This is a genomic window from Pseudarthrobacter sp. BRE9, from assembly GCF_031844305.1.
Classification (GTDB): Bacteria; Actinomycetota; Actinomycetes; order Actinomycetales; family Micrococcaceae; genus Arthrobacter.
In genome coordinates this window covers 737,334-755,387 of sequence record NZ_JAUZUY010000001.1, presented here as the reverse complement: position 1 = coordinate 755,387, position 18,054 = coordinate 737,334, and the positions used below count along the sequence as shown (strand labels likewise).

Below are 18,054 nucleotides of genomic sequence, written 5' to 3'. Positions count from 1 at the left end.
AAAGATGACCCACGCCCACGGCGGGCCGCCTCGTGAGGCGGGCCCGCCGTCGTCACGCGCCACCCTTGCCCAGGATCCGCCGGGCAGCAGCATTACGACGGCGGGTGCGCACCTTCCTGCCCGGGCCGACGGTGTGCAGCTGCTCGGCCCGGCCGAGGGGTCCGGTTACCGTGAACCGCCCGCCCTGGTGCGCCGCGCCGACGGCCAGACCCTCCAGCTGACCCCATTGCTGTACCTGGTGCTGGAGGCCGCCGACGGCTCGCGTGACCTCGAGGGCATCGCCCGGCACGCCAGCGAGGGGTCCGGGCGGCTGGTCAGCGCGGAGAACGTCCGCACGCTGATCGACTCGCAGCTGCTGCCCATGGGCCTGCTCCGGCTCGCCGACGGCAGTCAGCCGGAGGTGAAGAAAGCCAACCCGCTGCTGGGCCTGCGCTTCCGCTACATCGTGTCCGATCCCGAACGCACGCGCAGGATCACCGCACCCTTCGCCGTGCTGTTCAACCCGCTGATCGTGGTGGCCGTGACGGCCGCGTTCCTGGCGGCCTGCTGGTGGGTGCTCATGGTCAAGGGCCTGGGCTCCGCCACGCATGAGGCCTTCGAACAGCCTGCCCTGCTGCTGCTGATCCTCGCCGTCACCATCCTCTCCGCCGGTTTCCACGAGTTCGGCCACGCCGCCGCCACCCGCAGGGGCGGGGCAACGCCCGGGGCCATGGGCGCCGGGCTGTACCTGCTCTGGCCCGCGTTCTTCACGGACGTCACCGACTCCTACCGGCTGGGCCGCGGCGGCAGGATCCGCACCGACCTGGGTGGGCTGTACTTCAACGCCATCGTGGCGGTGGCCATCATGGGCGTGTGGTGGGCCACCGGCTTTGACGCGCTGCTGCTGGTGGTGGTCACGCAGATCCTGCAGATGGTCCGCCAGCTGATCCCGCTGGTGAAGTACGACGGCTACCACATCCTGGCCGACGCCACCGGCGTGCCCGACCTGTTCCAGCGGATCAAACCCACCCTCCTGGGGGTCCTGCCCTGGCGGTGGGGGAACCCGGAGAGCAAGGTGCTGAAGCCGTGGGCGCGGGCCGTGGTCACCATCTGGGTCCTGGTGACCGTTCCGGTGCTGCTGTTCAGCATGGTGATGATGGTGCTGTCCCTGCCGCGGCTGCTCGCCACCGGCTGGGCCAGCGCGGTCAAGCAGCAGGAAATGCTGGCCGCGAGCCTGTCCGCCGGGGATTTCGCGGGCGTGGCCGTGCGGGCACTGGCCATTGTGGTGGTGGCCGTCCCGGTACTGGGCGTGCTGTACATCGTGGTGCGGCTGCTGCGGCAGCTGGTCACCGGCCTGTGGCAGAAGACCCGCGGCAAGGCGGTGCAGCGCACTGTTGCCATGGGCGCCGTCGCGGCCCTGCTGGCCGGCGTCGCCTGGGCATGGTGGCCCGACGGCGGGACGTACCGGCCGGTGCAGGCGTACGAACGCGGGACGCTGGGTGACGCCACCCGGGCTATCCTGCCCAAGCGCGACGGCGGTGCGTTGCGGCAGGGGAGCACCGGGCGGACGGTTGCGCTGTGGCCGACGGGTGCCACGAAGCCGACGCGGGACAACCCGCAACTGAGCATGGTGCTGGTGCCGGTGGACAAGGCCGGCGCCGCTTCCGGGACTTCTCCTTCCGGCACTGTTGCTTCCGGTTCCGGTACTTCCGGCACTGTCGCCCCCTCCTGGGTGTTCCCGTTCGACCGGCCGGCTGCTCCCGAGGGCGACGGAAACCAGGCGCTCGCCGTCAACACCACCGACGGCTCGGTGACGTACAGCGTGGCGTTCGCGCTGGTGTGGGCCGAGGACGGAGAGCCAGTCACTACCACCAACGAGGCCTACGCCTTTGCCAACTGCACGGGCTGCGCGGCGGTGGCTGTCGGATTCCAGGTGGTCCTGGTGGTGGGCCAGACGGACGTCATTGTTCCGCAGAACCTCTCCGCGGCCGCCAACTACAACTGCCTCGACTGCCTGGCCTACGCCCTGGCCAGCCAGCTGGTCCTCACCCTTGACGGCCCGCTGGATGCGGCCAGCAAGCAGCAGCTCGAGGCGCTGTGGGCGCAGATTGCCGAGTACGGCAGGAACACCCAGGACGTGCCGCTGTCCGACATCCAGGCCACGCTGAACGGGTACAAGGAGCAGATCACTGCCATCATCAAGGGCAGTTCCGGGACACCGGCTTCCGCGCCGACGCCATCGGCATCGACCTCCGCTGATTCTGTCCCCGGCCCCACCGCATCCGGTGCCCAAGCCGAACCCACCGCCGCCGCACCCGCCTCCGTCCAGGCGACGGCCCCTGCCGGTGCCCCCAACCCGGCCCCGGCTCAGGAGGCCACCGCCCCGGCGGGCCAGTATGTGGAAGGCGGGCAGCCGACGTCGTCCGTTGATTACGGGACGCCGGCACCAACTGTTGGTTCCGGGACAGGGGAGACCCCGGCCCCGGTGCCGACCTCCGGCGCGAACTAGAACGGCCCGCCTCATGAGTGAGGCAGGCCGTTCGAGAGCGTGGTCAGCCGGCGGCTGCTGATGCGCCGGGCTCCAGCGTGTACTGCTTGGGGAGTTTCAGCGACCGCTCCGCCATGACCTCGCGCAGCATGTTGGGGTAGTCGGTAATGATCCCGTCAACGCCCAGGTCCATCAGTGCGCGCATCGTGGGCTTGTCGTCCACCGTCCACGGAATGACCTGCATGCCCTTGCTGTGGGCGCGGGTCACCATGTCCGCGGTGACGTAGGGGACGTAGCCGGGGTCCGTGACGGTCCCGTTTTGGGGCGTGCCGTGGACGGGGGAGATGGCGTCGAACCCGAGGGATGCTGCGGAATCAACCAGGTCACCGCCGAAGTCGTCGGAATCAATGCCGCCCAGCCAGGGTGAGGCGCCGGGCATGCCGGCCTGCAGGAAGTCCTTGTTGGTCAGGGCAACCGTGCGGATACCGGGCTGGCGTTCCTTCACCAGGCGCAGGGCACCCCAGTCGAAGCTTTCTATGGATACCCGCTCGGCCATGTTCGCGGCGTTGATCTCACGCAGGGCCACGTCCACGAACTGCTCACGGGGTGCTGTCTGCTCGGGTGCCCCGGCCTCCACCTTGGTCTCGATGTTGAACTTGACCTGGCTGGCCCGGTACTGCCTGGCCAGGTCGAAGACCTCGGCGAGGGTGGGCATCTTGGCGCCGGGCGAAGCCTGCTGGCCCGGGAACTGCGGCAGGGTCTTTGAACCGCAGTCAAGGCTGCGGACCTGGGCGAACGTGAGGTCCTTGATGTATTTGCCCACGTACGGGAACTGCGGATCTCCCGGGGTGACGGGGGCCGTGTCCTGGCACTTCTGGCCGCTGATCTTGCGGTCATGGGTGATGACTTCGCGGCCATCCCTGGTGATCTGCAGGTCCAGCTCAAGGGTGGACACGCCTGTTTCGATGCCCTTGGCGAAGGACGCCAAGGTGGATTCGACCGTCAGGCCGATGCCGCCGCGGTGGGCTTGGAGGTCAAAATGGTTTTCGGTGCCGTTGGGGTTGGTGTCGGCCGCCTGGGCCGGGAGGGATGTTCCCATGGCCAGGCCGGTGCACATGGCGGCTGCGGTCAGCAGCTTTGCATACTTCATCAGTGAGTCTCCAAAGTGGGGGAGGGGAGCCCCGTTGGCGGGGCCACCGCCACTGTTCCGACTCACGGGAAATGACTGGCGACGCGCAGATGACCTGCTGATGGCTGGAAGGCGAACGGGCAGATTCTGTGGTTTTCACGCCTGACCAGCGCAAACACGTGCCGGGGGAGGGGGTGCATGTTTCCACCTGCCGTTCATCCGCCTGCCAACAACGGTTAATTACCGCTAAGTAACTTTGGGGCTTCTTGCTAAGACCCATCCCTGAGAGGCTGCCCCCATTGAGTACATCCCGTATGCGCGGCGTTACCACGGCCGCCGCAGCCATCCTCCTGGCGGCGTCGGCAGTCGGCGGTACCGCCGTCGCCCAAGCCGCAGGCAACACCGACCACGAAGCCAACACCGGTTCCGGCACCCACAAGGAGGCGGACACTGCCCTTGCCGACACCTTCAGCGGTGTAGACCGGAACACGAAATGGCAGCAGACGTCCAAGCTGAAACTGAACTTCCCCACCTATCACACCGAGGGCATCGCCTACAGCGGGGACCACATCTTCCTGTCGGCGGTCCAGATCACTGAACCGACCGTCAAGTACCCGGCACCGCAGGACGGTTTCGACCGGACCCCCGGCAAGGGCATCGGCCACCTGTTCGTGATGGACAAGGCCGGCAACCTGCAAAAGGACATCATCCTGGGCGAAGGGGACATGTACCACCCGGGCGGCATCGACTTCGACGGCACCAACGTCTGGGTCCCGGTGGCCCAGTACCGGCCCAACAGCAGCGCCATCATCTACCGCATCGACGCCAACACCCTGGACGTGCACAAGCAGTTCGAGGTGGCAGACCACTTCGGCGGCATCGTGTTGGACAAGAAGACCGGCCACCTGGTGGGCAACACCTGGGGTTCACGCCGCTTCGCCGAATGGGACCTCCAGGGCAAGCAGCTCTCCACCTGGGAAAACCCGAACTACTTCATCGACTACCAGGACTGCCAGTACGTGCCCAACTCCAAGATGCTGTGCAGCGGCATCACCAACCTCCCGCAGACCCCCGCTGCCGGCGGCACCGGTGCCACCTATGAGCTCGGCGGCATGGCGATGATCGACCTGAAATCCCACAGCGTGATCCGCGATGTGCCCTTCCAGCAGTGGTCCACCGCCGGGCACGTGGCCACCCGCAACCCCTTCAAGATGACGGCCGAAGGTGACCACCTGACCATGACGGTGGCCCCCGACAACGGTGACGAAGGCAACGGCACCGAAATCCTCACCTACCAGGCCGCCGTCACGCCGGCCCAGTAACCCCAACACCCGGAACGAACGGATACAACAATGCTTCAAGGACGACGACGGTCCACCCCTAAGCGGGTCGCCGCAGCTACCAGCGCCACGGCACTGGCGGCCTCGGCCCTGACGGCCGGGCTCTTCGGCCTCGGTGCCGTTCCGGCCACCGCCGGCGAAACCCCTGCCGATACCGCGACGCCGATCAAGCACGTGGTGGTGATCTTCCAGGAGAACGTCTCCTTCGACCACTATTTCGCCACTTACCCCAACGCTGCCGACACCCCCGGCGAAACCCAGCAGGGCTCGGGCACCAAGACCGCGTCCTTCACGGCATCCGAGGACACGCCCAGGGACATCAACACTTTGGGTAACGCCGGCCTGCTCGCACCGAATAACCCCAACTCGGTCCAGCCGGCCCGGCTCTCGCCGTCGCAGGCCGTCACCTGCGACCAGGACCACGGGTACAACGCCGAGCAGAAGGCCTACAACGGCGGCCTCATGGACAAGTTCGTCCAGTTCACCAGCCGGGACGCGTGCGGCACCAACCAGTACGGCCGCCCCGGACTGACCATGGACTACTACGACGGCAACACCGTCACCGGCATCTGGAACTACGCCCAGAACTACGCCATGAGCGACAACCACTTCAGCACCGTTTTCGGCCCCTCCACGCCGGGCGCCCTGAACCTGGTCTCCGGGCAGACCCACGGGGCCAAGGAATTCACCGCCGCCGGACAGCCCGTCGCTACGCCGGTCATCGGCAGCAGCGCGGTCCGCCAGCCGGACGCGAACGGCGTGGGCACCGTCATCAATGACCCGGACCCCGTGTACGACGACTGCTCCAACAGCAGCCACGCCAAAACCAGCAACCTCGCCGGCATGACCGGCACCAACATCGGTGACCTGCTCAACAACAAGGGCGTCTCCTGGGGCTGGTTCCAGGGCGGCTTCACTCCCACCACCCCCACAACCGCCACCAGCCCGGCGTCGTGCCTTTCAACGCACACCAACGCCGCTGGTGCCAGCGTCACGGACTACTCCCCGCACCACCAGCCGTTTCAGTACTACGCTTCGACGGCCAACCCGCACCACCTGGCGCCCGCCTCTGAGTCGGAGATCGGGCACAACGGGCAGGCCAACCACCAATACGACCTCACCGACTTCAGCAAGGTCGTGGACAGCGACAACATGCCCGCCGTGTCCTTCCTGAAGGCCTCCGAGTTCCAGGACGGCCACGCCGCCTACTCCGATCCCGTGGACGAGCAGAACTTCATCACCAACACGGTGAACCAGATCCAGCAGTCCAGGAACTGGGACAACACGGCCGTGATACTCGCCTACGACGACTCGGATGGCTGGTACGACCACGTCGCCGCGAAGGTCAAGAACTCCTCCAACACGGCGGACGACGCCGCATGGTGCCAGGACGCTGCGGCCAGCGGAGTCCCGATGGCCGGCGGCTACGCAGACCGCTGCGGTCCCGGCCCACGCCAGCCGCTAGTGGTCATTTCGCCGTATGCGAAGAAGAACTTTGTGGACCACACCGAAACGGACCAGGCGTCCATCCTGCGCTTCATCGAGGACAACTGGAACACCGGCCGGATTGGCGACGCCTCCGCCGACGCCACGGCAGGGTCCCTGGGCGCCATGTTCAACTTCCACCACCAGCGCAACGACCAGGTCCTGCTGGACGAACAAACCGGAGCCGTCGACTCCATCACCCACTCCGGCAACGGGAAGTCCGGCCTCGGTCATTGACCCCCGGCAAGACTGCAAAAAACGCCACCCGGCCAACGGCCGGGTGGCGTTTTTCATGAAGAGGACTTGATCTCAGGCGGAGACTTCCGCGGATCTTGCGTCAGCTGCCGCCCTCGGCAGTGTCAGGGAGACTGTTGTTCCCTTTCCGGGGCTGCTGGAGATGCTGATGGTTCCGTTGTGGTTTTCGATGATGGATTTGGTTATGGCCAGTCCAAGGCCGGCACCCGGAATAGTCGAGGAGTGCAGGTTGGCGGCACGGAAGAAACGGGTGAACGCCTTGGACTGTTCTTCCTCCGTCATGCCAATACCGGTATCAGTGACCTGGCAGTAGAGCGTGTCGTCTTTGGTGCCGGCGGAGATGGTGACGGACCCGCCGTCGGCAGTGTACTTAATGGCGTTGGAAACCAGGTTGTCGATGGCTTGGCCAATACGGTCGGGGTCGAAATTCCCTGTGAGTTGGCTGCCCGGTTCAAGATCGAGCGTGAGCGTGACGCCCGCCGCTTGCGCCCGGGGGCAGGCGGCCTCGACGCTGTGCGCGAGGATTTCGCCGAGGTCTGCCGGGCAGGGACTCGCGTTTAGGCCGTCAGTAGCGGTGGCAAGCAGGTCATCGACCAGGCCAAGGAGCCGCTGGGTGTTGCGGCGGATCACGGTGAGGTAGTCCTCCAGGTCCGGATCCAGGTCCTCGTCCAGGGCCAAGGCCAGGTATCCAAGGATCGAGGTCAGCGGGGTCCGCAGCTCGTGCGAGACGCTGGAGACGAACTGGTCCTTGACGGCGAGTGCTTCCACCAGGGCTGTGACATCGGTGAACGCCATCACCGCGCCGGTGTGGCGTCCGTCGGGGGCTTTTATCAGGCGGCAGGTGGCGGAATAGGCGCGCTGGCTGGTGCCGCTGCCGATCCAGAGCAACTCGTCCGTGAAGGCCTCACCCCTCGCGGCCCGGCGGCGGGGGCTTTGCTCCGGCGGCAGGGGAGTGGCCCGATCGGGGCCGTAGATGGTGAGGTCTGACGGGTTCTCCGCCAACTCGTCCTTGCGGACGGCCCGTGTGACGTCGCTGCTGTACTGGTGGTTGGCCAGGATGGTGTGCCCTTGGGGGTCGACGGCTGACACCGCGACGCTGACGGTGTCCAGGACAGTGCTGAGCAACTGCTCGCGGTCCTGGCTTGCGGCCAGCAACTCCCGCACCTCGGATTCCCGTTTTTCAAGGGAACGCCGTTGGAATGAAATGACGTTGAATGCGCCGTAGGTGGTCACTGCGATGGCGCCCAGGATGACGGGGAGCAGGGCAATACGGATAAAATCCGCCCGGTCGAAGCCCGTACCAAGAATGATTGGCGGCAGGACCGCGCTGAGGACGGTGGCCATGACGGCCACTGCGACTCTCGGCCGACGCGGGCCCGCCGAAATCCAAACGACTGGAAACGCGAGAAGAAAGCCCAGGACCGCCAAGTACTGGTCGCCGGCTTCCCGGGTGAGACCTACGGCCAGGCAGTCCAGGACCGGAATGACCAATACGGCCCGCGCGGGCAGGCGCTCCCAGGGGATCAGGGCGCAGCCGCCAAGGAGGAGCAGCTGGGCGCCCATGCTGAGGATCAGCGGCAGCGACCAGTCAAGGGTTGGGTGCAGCAGGACCACCAGTACGGTGACCAGCAGCATCGTCACGAACAGCGGCAGCTGGAAAATGACTGTCCGGCCGCGTGGTCCAAGCCCCCGAAAGTACCGTTCTGCCGAGATTAAAAGTGTTGTGTCCCCCATATCGGGCATTTAACCACACTGCCACTGCTCCTGATCAGGTGCTTTTTGGGCATGACTGGGACATGTCACCTCAGTCAGACGTCCGGACAGGAAGAAGCCATTGACGGGACCGTCCGGGATGCCAGATGATTTGCCTTGGCGGTGTTCGCACCTTTGCTGGGGAGGCTCTGGTCTTCATCGGGGGAAACACCGCAGGGAGCCGGCTCCGGTCTCGGACTCGAGGAGCCGGCTCCCGCCTTCCTTCTCTTTCCTCGCTCTGCGTTGTGGCAGATGCCGTCCTGCCTTCACTGTGGTTTTCCCCTTGCAAATTCATGCCTTCCCTTGTTATCGCGCCGTGATGCTAAGTAGGCTTAGCATGAGGTTGGAGGTAGGGCTGGAGCCCTTATCCGCAGCTCTGGGGATCAGTGGCCGCTTTGGAAGGCGAAGGTTGGACCCATGAACGGAAACCAGGAATTGCCCTCCATGGGCTCCGGAGACCACTCCTCCCTGCCGATCCAACTGCAGGCAATGGAGATCATTGAGGAAATCCTCAGCAGCGCATCTCCAGGTGAAGCTGACGTCCGTGAATCTCTCAGGCGCCATGTAGCCAACCACCCTGGCCAGCCCGAGAAAGCATTGCTGATGCACATGCTCACGGTCCGCCGGCCATGTCAAGGCGAAGGGGCGGACCCCCGCGACTCTTCAATCCACCGAATGGGAGGACGGAAACCGATGGGCTGTGAAAGCGTCCAACAACAGGAAGCTTCGCATCTGAACGCCTTGTTCAATCAGGCAGGAGTTAACCTTTGGGACCTGTGGCTGCGGTACTACAGCCTGGGTGGTGAAGCCAGCGAGGCTGCGGTGGCCGCCCAATTGCGTGGAGAGCTGTCCCTTCCTGGAATGCAGCAGCAAATACTCCGCATCGCACTCACTGAACTGAGCGCGGAAGAATCGCCGGATCCAGACGGGGGCATCGATCTTTTCGCGCTGGGGGAGATGCGGTCCCTGCGGATCGCCCCCGACGTGCCTCTCCGGTATCGGTGACGCGGGCTGTCCGTTCAAAGCGGCAGGTGTGCAGTTTTACGCCGCCGGCGCCGGCCTGCAAAGGTAGGCTGCCCCGCACCTAATCGGCCAGCGCAGTTAATACGGCAATGTGGCGGAGCGAACCTCAAGATCACGTCAATAAATTCCTATGTGCTTTTGCCTAGTCCTCCGGCTTCCTAATGTGTCTCTACCAGGCAGCAGAAACAAGACACGTCAAGGGGGACGTATGGACATGGATAGTCCGTTGGCGGCAACGGAAGGGCGGTCTGGTCGTAGTGCCGGGATTTCCTTGCTTTCCCTCAAATTAGGCGTTGATCCCTTGGCTGGTCCTCGTGCCCGGCGATGGCCGAATTCGCGGCTGCATGCACTCTTGGCAGCCATGTTGATTGCGCTGGGTGCTCTGGTGGTCCCGGTTTCGGCGTCTGCTGACACGGGTGATGTCGGCGTTCAGGATATGTCGCATTCCGGCACGGGGACGCCCACAGGTACCAAGCGGGCTACGAGCGTGTTGTGGTTCAACGACGGGTCATGGTGGGGAAATCTGTGGGACTCTGCCTCGTCCGATTTCCATATCTTCCGGTTCAACGCGACGACGAGCTCCTGGGTGGACACGGGAGTGGCAACAGAATCTCGCGCCGATACCCATCATGATGTTTTGTGGGACGGGAAGACGCTGTACGTCGCCAGCTATAAGTTCGTGAACGACGAGCTGCCGGCCGAGCCCAATTTCCCCACGATAATGCGCCGTTACAGCTACGACTCCGCTGCCAAGAAATACACGCTGCTGGGTTCCAGCCAAATCAACAACTCCAAAGTTGAGGTCCTGACCATCGACAAGGACTCCACTGGAAGGGTCTGGTCCAGTTGGCAGGAGGGTAACAAGATCTACCTCAACGCGACGGCCACCGACGGCAAGACCTGGGGCACGCCCTTCCAGGTTCCCGGATCGATGAGCAACGTCTCTGTGGACGATACATCAGCCGTGATTGCCTTCGATGGGAAGATCGGTGTGATGTGGAGCCGGCAGGTGGGGGACTCCACCGACGGCATGTACTGGAGCTACCACGTCGATGGGGCGTCGACCACGGCCTGGAGTAGTCCCGTGGCGGCGGTGTCGGGGCAGCGCAGCAGCGATGACCACATGAACCTCAAATGGCTGGACTCCTCAGGCGGCCGCGTGTTCGCAGCCATAAAGACCTCGTACATATCCGCATCCCAACCGCAGATCCAGCTGCTGGCCCTCAGCGGCACCAGCTGGTCCGCCCACACAATCGCTACCGTTGCGGAATGCCCCAACCGGGTGATGGTCATGATCGACGAGAGCACCCAGAGGCTGCGTACCTTCGCTACCTATCCAAAGCCTGCAGGCACGACGGACGCCGGTGTCTGCAGCACCTCGGGCGGTGCGATCTACGAAAAGTCCACCCCGCTGGACAACATCAACTTCACCACCACGAAAACGGCCCGGATCGTAGATGCAGACCAGTACGTGCACAACGTAACGTCGACGAAGCAAAACATCAACAGTGCCGCGAGGGGCACGGCAGACAGCGGCCTGTTGCTGCTTGCAGATGTCAACGCCACAAGCCAGTACTGGCACTACTACGATCCCAGCGGCGGCAGTGGCAGCCCTGACATCACTGCTCCGACCGTGACCGCCACATCCCCGGCCGCCGGTGCCACCGGAGTCGCAGTGACGGGCAATGTGGCGGGAACCTTCTCAGAGTCCATGGACCCCTCCACGATCACGTCAAACACATTCACGCTCACCGACGGAACGACGACGGTGCCGGCCGCCGTGACCTACGACGCCGCAGGGAAAGTGGCAACCCTCAACCCAGATGCGGACCTTGCAAGCGGCACAAAATACACGGCGACGATCAAGGGCGGCACCAGCGGTGTGAAGGATATTGCCGGTAACGCCTTGGCCGTAGACAGGACCTGGACTTTCACGACGGCCGGGTCTGCGCAGACTCCCATCGCAGCCAAGGCAGCTTCGCTGAATGGCGCTCTTGGCGCAGCCACCACGGGAGAGGTATACGGCCTGAAGGACAACGGCGGGTACCAGTGCTTTGAACGCGGATGCATCCTCTGGTCGCCGGCAACAGGAGCCCACATCTCCGTGGGGGCGATCCGTGGCCTGTGGGCGGCCACAGGGTTTGAAAACGGCAGGCTCGGCTACCCGGTCACGGACGAAGTAGGCGGACTCAGGGACGGTGGCGTGTACCAGAACTACCAGGGCGGGGCGATCATCTGGTCGCCGGTAACAGGAGCCCACATCTCCGTGGGGGCGATCCGTGGCCTGTGGGCAGCTACAGGGTTTGAAAACGGCAGGCTCGGCTACCCGACCACGGACGAAGTGGGCGGGCTCAGGGACGGCGGCGTCTACCAGAACTACCAGGGCGGGGCGATCATCTGGTCACCGGTAACAGGAGCCCACATCTCCGTCGGGGCGATCCGTGGCCTGTGGGCGGCTACAGGGTTTGAAAACGGCAGGCTCGGCTACCCGACCACCGACGAAGTGGGCGGACTCAGGGACGGCGGCGTGTACCAGAACTACCAGGGCGGGGCGATCATCTGGTCGCCGGTAACAGGAGCCCACATCTCCGTCGGGGCCATTCGCTCAATCTGGGCCTCCACAGGGTTTGAATCAGGTCGCCTCGGCTACCCCACAAGTGATGAATACGCGACAGGGAATGACGGAAGCGTGGCTCAGAACTATCAGGGCGGCGTCATCCACTGGAGCCCAAGCGGCTACTACATCTCCTGATTATTAGGGACTCGGGCTCTTGTGGTTTCGGTCTCGGAGCCATCACCCATGATCCCTGGGGATCGCACCGACGTGCCTCTCCGGTAATCGGTGACGCCAGCTATCCGCTCAAAGCGGCAGGTGCGCAGTCTTACGCCGCCGGCGCCGGCCTGCAAAGGTGGGAGCCGCGGGCTGCGGGATGTCGGAGTGATCGCCGCCGGGCCGCCGTCGCCGTAGTTCCAGCGCCAGGGCTTCCTGCCCGCGGGCCATGGCCCAGCGATGGTTCGCCGAAAACGCGGGCTTGAGCAACCAACTCAGCCGACGCAGGAGTGGTTTTGATGTGCTGACCCGCCAGTCATAAATGACAACCGTTTCCGGTCCGTCCTGTTTGAAGGTCCAGCGTCCTGAGCCTTTGAGGTCACCTTGGGCGGAGATGGCGAATCCTTGTTCTGTGATGGGTTCGGTGACGGTGAGCTTCCACTTGAGGGTATACGGCAGCCAGCCCTTGGTGTGAAGGAAGAATGCCCTGCCGGTGCCGTCCGGCCCGCCTGACTCCAGCGGCAAGACCGCCAAGTACACCGACGGCCACCAGCGGGCCAGCGTGCCGGCATCGCCCAAAATGTCCAGCACCTCGCGCGGTGTCCCGGCGACACGCCAAACGGTCAGGAATTCGTAGTCGTTTCTGCCTTTGGAATTGCCGCCCATTGCTGCCTCCACCCACGGATTATTGACCCACACTACGCATGGTGTGACACGCAATCAACGGCCCCGCATTTGTCCAGAATCAGGCCCCCGGCGCCGGATTCAACCTGGAGTGCCGGCGGTCAGGGGGCCTACCCTGTGACAGGCATGCCAGGGGGAAATCTATTGGGTAGGCGGTGGCGCCAAGTGGGGTGCCAGCTACCCTTACGGCGCATTCGGTGGCACGAGTACGTTTGCTAGTGCCGGAGAGTCCTGACCTCTCAGGACTTGCTTTTTGGGAATCGGCTGGGACCCCAGTTGCGCCCGCCCTCGTTTCTGGCCGGGCCGCCTTTCCATCTCCCTTGCCGCATCCAAGGAGACAAGCTTTGTACAAGCGCACCGTCCCGGTCATTGCCGCCGTTTTCCCGGCACTGTTCCTCTCTGCGGGGCCAGCCCCTGCCTCAAATTACACGGACGACGAGGCCCTCAATACCTATGTCGACTGCCCACTCGAACGCATCGGTACCCAGCTGGTCCGCTGCGACAACCTCACCGGCATGGGAGTTGATGCGCCCGACTGGATACCGGAGCAGAAGTAGCGCCCGACGAAGCAGTGAACCACGGCAGTGAACCGCGCCCGCCTCCGGCGTGCAGCCGATGCCACGGAACTGTTGAGGCGTGGCGCGTTAGTTAAAGGGTCAGGCCGTTTGCACCGGCCTGTCCGTGGCATGCCCGTACTGGGACCAGCCGCCGACGAACAGCCTGCCCTTGCCTGCTCCCAGATGCTCCAGAACCAGCAGGTTGTGGCAAGCGGTCACGCCGGATCCGCAGTACGCGATGGTGTCTGCGGCGGAGTCGATGCCGGCGCGCTGGAAATTCTCACGCAGCCGTTCGTCCGCGAGCAGCCTTCCTGAGCTATCCAGGTTCTCGCGGCAGGGGACGTTCACGGCACCGGGTATGTGCCCCGGCCGCGGGTCGATGGGGTCCTGGCGTCCCTGGAAGCGGTCAGGGTTCCTTGCATCCATGACCTTGAATCCATCCGCGGACGCCTCTGAGATATCTGCCAGCAATTCATAAGGCCAGGCCTGGGCCGCAAAGTTCCCCCTTGGTCTTTCCGTGTCGTTTGTAGCCAATACGCCTGGGTAGCTGGCGAGGCCGCCGTCCAGGATCGCCGCGTTGCCGCCGACCGCCCGGAGCATCCACACGAGTCTGGCCGCGATCACGCCTCCGGCGTCGTCGTAGGCCACAACGATGTCGGAGTCGCTGATGCCCGCCCGACGCATTCCTTCGGCAAAGATTTCCGGATCAGGCAGCGGATTGCGTCCCTGCTCCTTCGAAGCTGGCCCGGAAAGCCATCGGTCCATGTCCATGAAGACAGACTCCGGGATATGCCCGGCATCGTAGGCGGCCTTCCCGGAGGACCCATCCAGGTACCAGCGGGTATCGACCAGGATGATCCTGGCAATGTTGCTGGCGCACCATTGCCAGTCGACAAAAGGATCCAGAGCGGCGTTGCAAGTCTTCATGTCTTGGGAGCTTAGAACGAGAGTTCGGATATTGAGACGTGCATTCCGCGATATGGACAGGGGGCAACGCACCCCCGGCGAGGCAAGTGCCGCCAGGGTTGTCCCTTGACAATAGTAAGTAGACTGACTATCGGACGCGGTGTCCAGCAGTGTGGCGCTGCGTTCCGTGCCTCCACCGTCCGTGGAAGGGACTTCGGGGCATCCCGGGACGGGCAGTCCGGGCGCCTCAAAGTTCCGTGGGGTGACAACCGTACTCCCCGCCGCGGCGGTGCCGCCTACTTCTTGCCTGCCTTGAGGTCGGCTACGGCCTTGGCCACCCGGCGCGAGCGGGTTTCCGGCGTCTTCGCGTCGGTGATCGGCTCCACGTAGCGGCGTTGGCTGCTGTAGTTCAGCGTCCCGTAAAAGGCCTGCGCCTCAGGCTCGGAGCCCAGGGCCAAAGCGAGGTCTTCCGGAACTTCAATGCTCCGCGGCTCGGTGTCCAGTTCCAGGCCCACCTCGACCGTGTCCCCGGCAGACACTCCCGTCAACTGCCGGTTCGCGGCGCTCACGCCAACCATGTTCCTGCCGCCCATTACCGCGATGCTGCTGCGGTAGCTTTCACCGTTCATCGTGACGACCACCGGCGGCCGCCGTCCGGCATCAAGTGCAGTGACGATCTCTTCAGGTACCTCAATGCCTGTCTTGTTGCCGTCGCCCTGGATGGTGGTGGTGAATTTCATTTTCACAGTATGCATGCCGTCCCCTTCGACAGACATCTTTCCGCGCATGCGGCCTTGCTCAACAGAGGTGTTCATTGCGGGGATCCGCGGGCGGCCCGGCTTGAAGACCAGCCCTCGTCCTCCGGCTTGCTCAGCTATACCTGATCACGCTGGGGTCACCACCAGTGCGACGGCCACCACCCCACCACATCCAGCTGCCCCGGAAGCCCGGAGTCGTTGCCTGCCGCGTCAGCGGCCTTAGGGGGCGCCGAAGGGCGTGTGTCTACCAAAAGGTCGCCCCGCAGCTCCGTAGAGAGCAGGGCGACCTGTTGGAGTCATGAGCAGGGCGGGGTTAGAACCTGAAGGACGTGGTACCTGAGAAGGGGCCTGTTCCGAGAGCGTTGCCAGCAAGGTCTGTGAGGCCGGCGCCTGCGGTGTAGGAGGGGACATCCGCGAGAGTGGTGGTCCCCGAGCTCGTGTTACCGACCTTCCCCAGCTTGACGGTAAGAGTTGTGGACCCGTTCCACGTCACGGAACTCATGTTGCTTGCATTGCCATTGCCCCCGAAACTGAGGGCACCTGCTGTCCCATACCTGGCATTGGATCCCAGGCTGATGGAGCCCAAGTTCAGCACGCACGTTGTGCTGGAGACCGTCAGCACATTCGTGGTGCTTATGTTGACGGTGACATTGTTGTTGCCGGTCAGCGTCTGAGTGCTGCCATCATTGGTCCAGGCGGAGCAGATTTTACTGGCGTCCATAGGTTCGGAGAACTGGATCGTCAGTGAGTCGCCCTGCTCAGCTTTACCCAGAGTCCCGCCGTTCACCAGAGTAATGTCTTTGAAGGTCGGCGCCGCGGTGTCCTTGGTAACAGTGGCAGTGACAGTGATGCTGTTGCCCGCCGCGTCCGTGGTTGTTGCCCTGACGCTGACCTTGACGGAAGGAATTGTGGAAGAGTCCTTCAGAGTGGACAGGTTGAGTGGCCCGGTGTTCCAGGTTGCGCCGGATGCCGTTGCCGGAACGCTTGTTGCCCCGTCCGTGACGGCCACGCTGACGGGTGAACCCGAATCGGTAGTGCCCCCAATGGAGTAATTGTTGACGTTGCCATTGAGGATGCTAACCAGTGGATCAAGCGTCAGGGACACCACTGTGTCCTTTGTGTCCGTGGTTGTGACGGCGGTGCTGTTGCCCGCGGCATCGGTGACGGTGACGGTGTATGTGACCGTCCCGTCTTTGAGCGGCGTCAGATTGAGGTTCAGCGACCACGTGCCGTCGCTGGCAGTTGCCGTGCCCGTTACCGGTTGGGCAGACCCTGGAGTGCTGGCGGAAACGGTCACCCCTGCCCCGACTTCGGCGTTTCCGGAAATACGAATGGAAAAAGCGGTGGAGCTGTTCACGTAGGTTGGCACACTCACTGCCGTCGCCGGTGCCGGTGCCACCGTGTCCTTGGCGCTCGTGGCTGTCATAGGTGAGCCCGTGTTGCCGGCGGCATCCGTTGCGGTTGCCGTGTAGGTCACCGTTCCCTGGTCCAGGCCATTCAGGTTCAGGCTGGCGGACCAGGAACCCAGGGTTGCCGAGGCCGTCGCCGGCACGGAATGCCCGGCGCCATCGCGGGCTATGAGGTTAACTGTCGCCCCCGCTTCAGCGCTGCCGGTGACGGGAACCGCGGAAACGGTGGCCTGGTTTACGTAGGCCGGTACGGTGAGCGAGGGTGCATACGGGGCCTGGGTGTCGATCCAAACAGACTGGCTCTGAGCAGCCCCGGCATTGCCCGCGTTGTCCGTGGCGAAGTAGGAGACGGTGTGCGTCCAGTCGCCGCTGACCGGGATGGTGGCGGCGGCGCCGCTCACTGTCTGCTTGGCGCCGCCGTCCACCGCGTAGGTAATGGAGGCGACGCCGGAACCGGCCGGACCGTCGTCGGCAGTGATGGTGACGGTGACCGGGCTGGTGTTGTTCCACCCGGCCGCGTTGGGGGTGGGTGAAATGCTGGACACCGTTGCCACCGGGGCGGTGGAGTCGCTGCTGATGCCGGCGCTGCGCGGGCTTTCGTAGCCCGTCCAAAGCGCGATGTTGGGGGTGACCGTGTAGTACCAGATGCCGCCGGGGACGTTCTGTTCGGTGCAGGTCAGCGTGGTGATAGTCCCGACGCAACCGCCCGTGGCCGGGGTGCCCGTGCCGCCGCTGGCTGCTGAATACCTGGTGATGGTGTATCCGGTTGCCGCGCGGCCATTGACCGTGGTGCCGGCTGCCCAGCTGACGCTGAGCGAGGCACCGTTGGCGGTGACGGCCGGCTTGGAACCGGGCGAGAGTGCGTCCGCCGCGGCCGTCGCGTTGCTGCTGCTGGTGGTAGAGGCCCAGAATGCGTAGGCCGCGGTGCCCGTGCCCAGCAGGAGCAGGAACAGGGTGGCAATCCAGGGCAGCCGGCGCGACGCGCTGCGGCTGAACAATGCCCGGATGGTGGGACTCATTTCCGCACCTCCGCCGTCACGGGGAGGCTGAAGGTTGCGCCCTGGCAGGCTGCGAGAGAAGTGGTATCCATGACGGCCGATCCTGGAAGGGTGAGCAGGGTGGACGAGTTAGCGGCAACGGAGGTTGCGGGGGACAACGGGGCGGTCGTCCCGGTGAAGCTGACCCCGGTGGTGGTGCAGCCGGGGTGGGCTGCGTCGGCCGTGGCGGGGCCGTTGGCAGTGATGCTGTAGACCTGCACGGCGTAGGGGTTGGGGTTGGTCAGGCGGAGTACGACGTCGGCGCTGCCGCCAGGGATGAGCGCCGTCCTGGGGTTGTCGCCGGCTACGAGAGCGTCCACGGTGACGGTCTGCATGGTGCCGGCGGCTGCGGATCCAGAACCGGTTCCGCCCGCAGTCCAGTAGGCGTAGGCGGTTCCGGCGCCGGCGGTGACCAGGAGGCCGGCGAGTGCCGCTGCCTTGAGTCCCCGGCCATGGTGGGCCCTCGTTGCGATGGCAGTCAT

Annotated in this window: 13 protein-coding genes; 6 read left to right on the top strand and 7 right to left on the bottom strand. The window is 64.6% G+C overall.

The window, feature by feature from the left end:
• The first annotated feature begins 4 nt into the window (after positions 1–4).
• On the top strand, positions 5–2,488 hold the full coding sequence (locus Q9R31_RS03510) for a hypothetical protein (protein ID WP_311261336.1): 2,484 nt from the start codon (positions 5–7) through the stop codon (positions 2,486–2,488).
• A 43-nt stretch (positions 2,489–2,531) separates the two neighbouring features.
• Here Q9R31_RS03510 and Q9R31_RS03505 read toward each other — a convergent pair whose 3' ends face one another.
• The gene (locus Q9R31_RS03505; RefSeq protein WP_311261335.1) at positions 2,532–3,617 is read right to left on the bottom strand and encodes a glycerophosphodiester phosphodiesterase; all 1,086 of its coding nucleotides are present in this window, start codon (positions 3,615–3,617) and stop codon (positions 2,532–2,534) included.
• A 278-nt stretch (positions 3,618–3,895) separates the two neighbouring features.
• On the opposite strand from Q9R31_RS03505, the gene Q9R31_RS03500 reads away from it, so the two are divergent.
• Together Q9R31_RS03500 and Q9R31_RS03495 are read left to right on the top strand one after the other, a co-directional pair.
• Entirely contained in the window at positions 3,896–4,918 is a 1,023-nt protein-coding gene (locus Q9R31_RS03500; protein ID WP_311261334.1) for a DUF6454 family protein, read from the top strand.
• A gap of 30 nt (positions 4,919–4,948) precedes the next feature.
• A complete protein-coding gene (locus tag Q9R31_RS03495; RefSeq protein ID WP_311261333.1) occupies positions 4,949–6,658 on the top strand; it encodes an alkaline phosphatase family protein in 1,710 nt (569 codons plus the stop codon).
• 72 nt (positions 6,659–6,730) lie between these two features.
• Here the strand turns inward: Q9R31_RS03495 and Q9R31_RS03490 are convergent, their stop codons facing one another.
• Positions 6,731–8,410: an ATP-binding protein gene (locus Q9R31_RS03490; protein WP_311261332.1), complete on the bottom strand. Its 1,680-nt coding sequence runs from the start codon at positions 8,408–8,410 to the stop codon at positions 6,731–6,733.
• 507 nt (positions 8,411–8,917) lie between these two features.
• Here Q9R31_RS03490 and Q9R31_RS03485 point away from each other — a divergent pair.
• Both Q9R31_RS03485 and Q9R31_RS03480 read left to right on the top strand, forming a co-directional pair.
• A complete protein-coding gene (locus tag Q9R31_RS03485; protein ID WP_311261331.1) occupies positions 8,918–9,433 on the top strand; it encodes a hypothetical protein in 516 nt (171 codons plus the stop codon).
• A 616-nt stretch (positions 9,434–10,049) separates the two neighbouring features.
• The gene (locus Q9R31_RS03480) at positions 10,050–12,203 is read left to right on the top strand and encodes an Ig-like domain-containing protein (protein ID WP_311261330.1); all 2,154 of its coding nucleotides are present in this window, start codon (positions 10,050–10,052) and stop codon (positions 12,201–12,203) included.
• Between the two features lie 108 nt (positions 12,204–12,311).
• Here Q9R31_RS03480 and Q9R31_RS03475 read toward each other — a convergent pair whose 3' ends face one another.
• The gene (locus Q9R31_RS03475) at positions 12,312–12,887 is read right to left on the bottom strand and encodes an SRPBCC family protein (RefSeq protein WP_311261632.1); all 576 of its coding nucleotides are present in this window, start codon (positions 12,885–12,887) and stop codon (positions 12,312–12,314) included.
• A 362-nt stretch (positions 12,888–13,249) separates the two neighbouring features.
• On the opposite strand from Q9R31_RS03475, the gene Q9R31_RS03470 reads away from it, so the two are divergent.
• Positions 13,250–13,462 carry a hypothetical protein gene (locus tag Q9R31_RS03470; protein ID WP_311261329.1) on the top strand — a complete coding sequence of 71 codons (213 nt, stop codon included), beginning with the start codon at positions 13,250–13,252 and terminating at the stop codon, positions 13,460–13,462.
• A gap of 99 nt (positions 13,463–13,561) precedes the next feature.
• On the opposite strand, the gene Q9R31_RS03465 is transcribed toward Q9R31_RS03470, so the two are convergent.
• The 4 genes from Q9R31_RS03465 to Q9R31_RS03450 form a co-directional block, all read right to left on the bottom strand.
• Positions 13,562–14,389, bottom strand: a complete 828-nt coding sequence (locus tag Q9R31_RS03465; protein ID WP_311261328.1) for a sulfurtransferase — start codon at positions 14,387–14,389, stop codon at positions 13,562–13,564.
• Positions 14,390–14,664: 275 nt separating this feature from the next.
• Positions 14,665–15,108 (bottom strand): YdeI/OmpD-associated family protein, encoded by a 444-nt coding sequence (locus tag Q9R31_RS03460; RefSeq protein WP_311261327.1) that lies wholly within the window; start codon positions 15,106–15,108, stop codon positions 14,665–14,667.
• Positions 15,109–15,439: 331 nt separating this feature from the next.
• Complete coding sequence (locus tag Q9R31_RS03455; RefSeq protein WP_311261326.1) at positions 15,440–17,554, bottom strand: OmpL47-type beta-barrel domain-containing protein; 2,115 nt, start codon at positions 17,552–17,554, stop codon at positions 15,440–15,442.
• Positions 17,551–18,054: a hypothetical protein gene (locus Q9R31_RS03450; protein WP_311261325.1), complete on the bottom strand. Its 504-nt coding sequence runs from the start codon at positions 18,052–18,054 to the stop codon at positions 17,551–17,553. Before Q9R31_RS03450 ends, Q9R31_RS03455 begins: the two co-directional genes overlap by 4 nt.

Excerpts from the sequence above, each read along its gene's own strand:
- Q9R31_RS03510 (WP_311261336.1), top strand. The coding sequence starts at position 5 with ATGACCCACGCCCACGGCGGGCCGCCTCGTGAGGCGGGCCCGCCGTCG.
- Q9R31_RS03505 (WP_311261335.1), bottom strand. The coding sequence starts at position 3,617 with ATGAAGTATGCAAAGCTGCTGACCGCAGCCGCCATGTGCACCGGCCTG.
- Q9R31_RS03495 (WP_311261333.1), top strand. The coding sequence starts at position 4,949 with ATGCTTCAAGGACGACGACGGTCCACCCCTAAGCGGGTCGCCGCAGCT.
- Q9R31_RS03490 (WP_311261332.1), bottom strand. The coding sequence starts at position 8,410 with ATGGGGGACACAACACTTTTAATCTCGGCAGAACGGTACTTTCGGGGG.
- Q9R31_RS03485 (WP_311261331.1), top strand. The coding sequence starts at position 8,918 with ATGGAGATCATTGAGGAAATCCTCAGCAGCGCATCTCCAGGTGAAGCT.
- Q9R31_RS03475 (WP_311261632.1), bottom strand. The coding sequence starts at position 12,887 with ATGGGCGGCAATTCCAAAGGCAGAAACGACTACGAATTCCTGACCGTT.
- Q9R31_RS03465 (WP_311261328.1), bottom strand. The coding sequence starts at position 14,389 with ATGAAGACTTGCAACGCCGCTCTGGATCCTTTTGTCGACTGGCAATGG.
- Q9R31_RS03460 (WP_311261327.1), bottom strand. The coding sequence starts at position 15,108 with ATGAAATTCACCACCACCATCCAGGGCGACGGCAACAAGACAGGCATT.
- Q9R31_RS03455 (WP_311261326.1), bottom strand. The coding sequence starts at position 17,554 with ATGAGTCCCACCATCCGGGCATTGTTCAGCCGCAGCGCGTCGCGCCGG.
- Q9R31_RS03450 (WP_311261325.1), bottom strand. The coding sequence starts at position 18,054 with ATGACTGCCATCGCAACGAGGGCCCACCATGGCCGGGGACTCAAGGCA.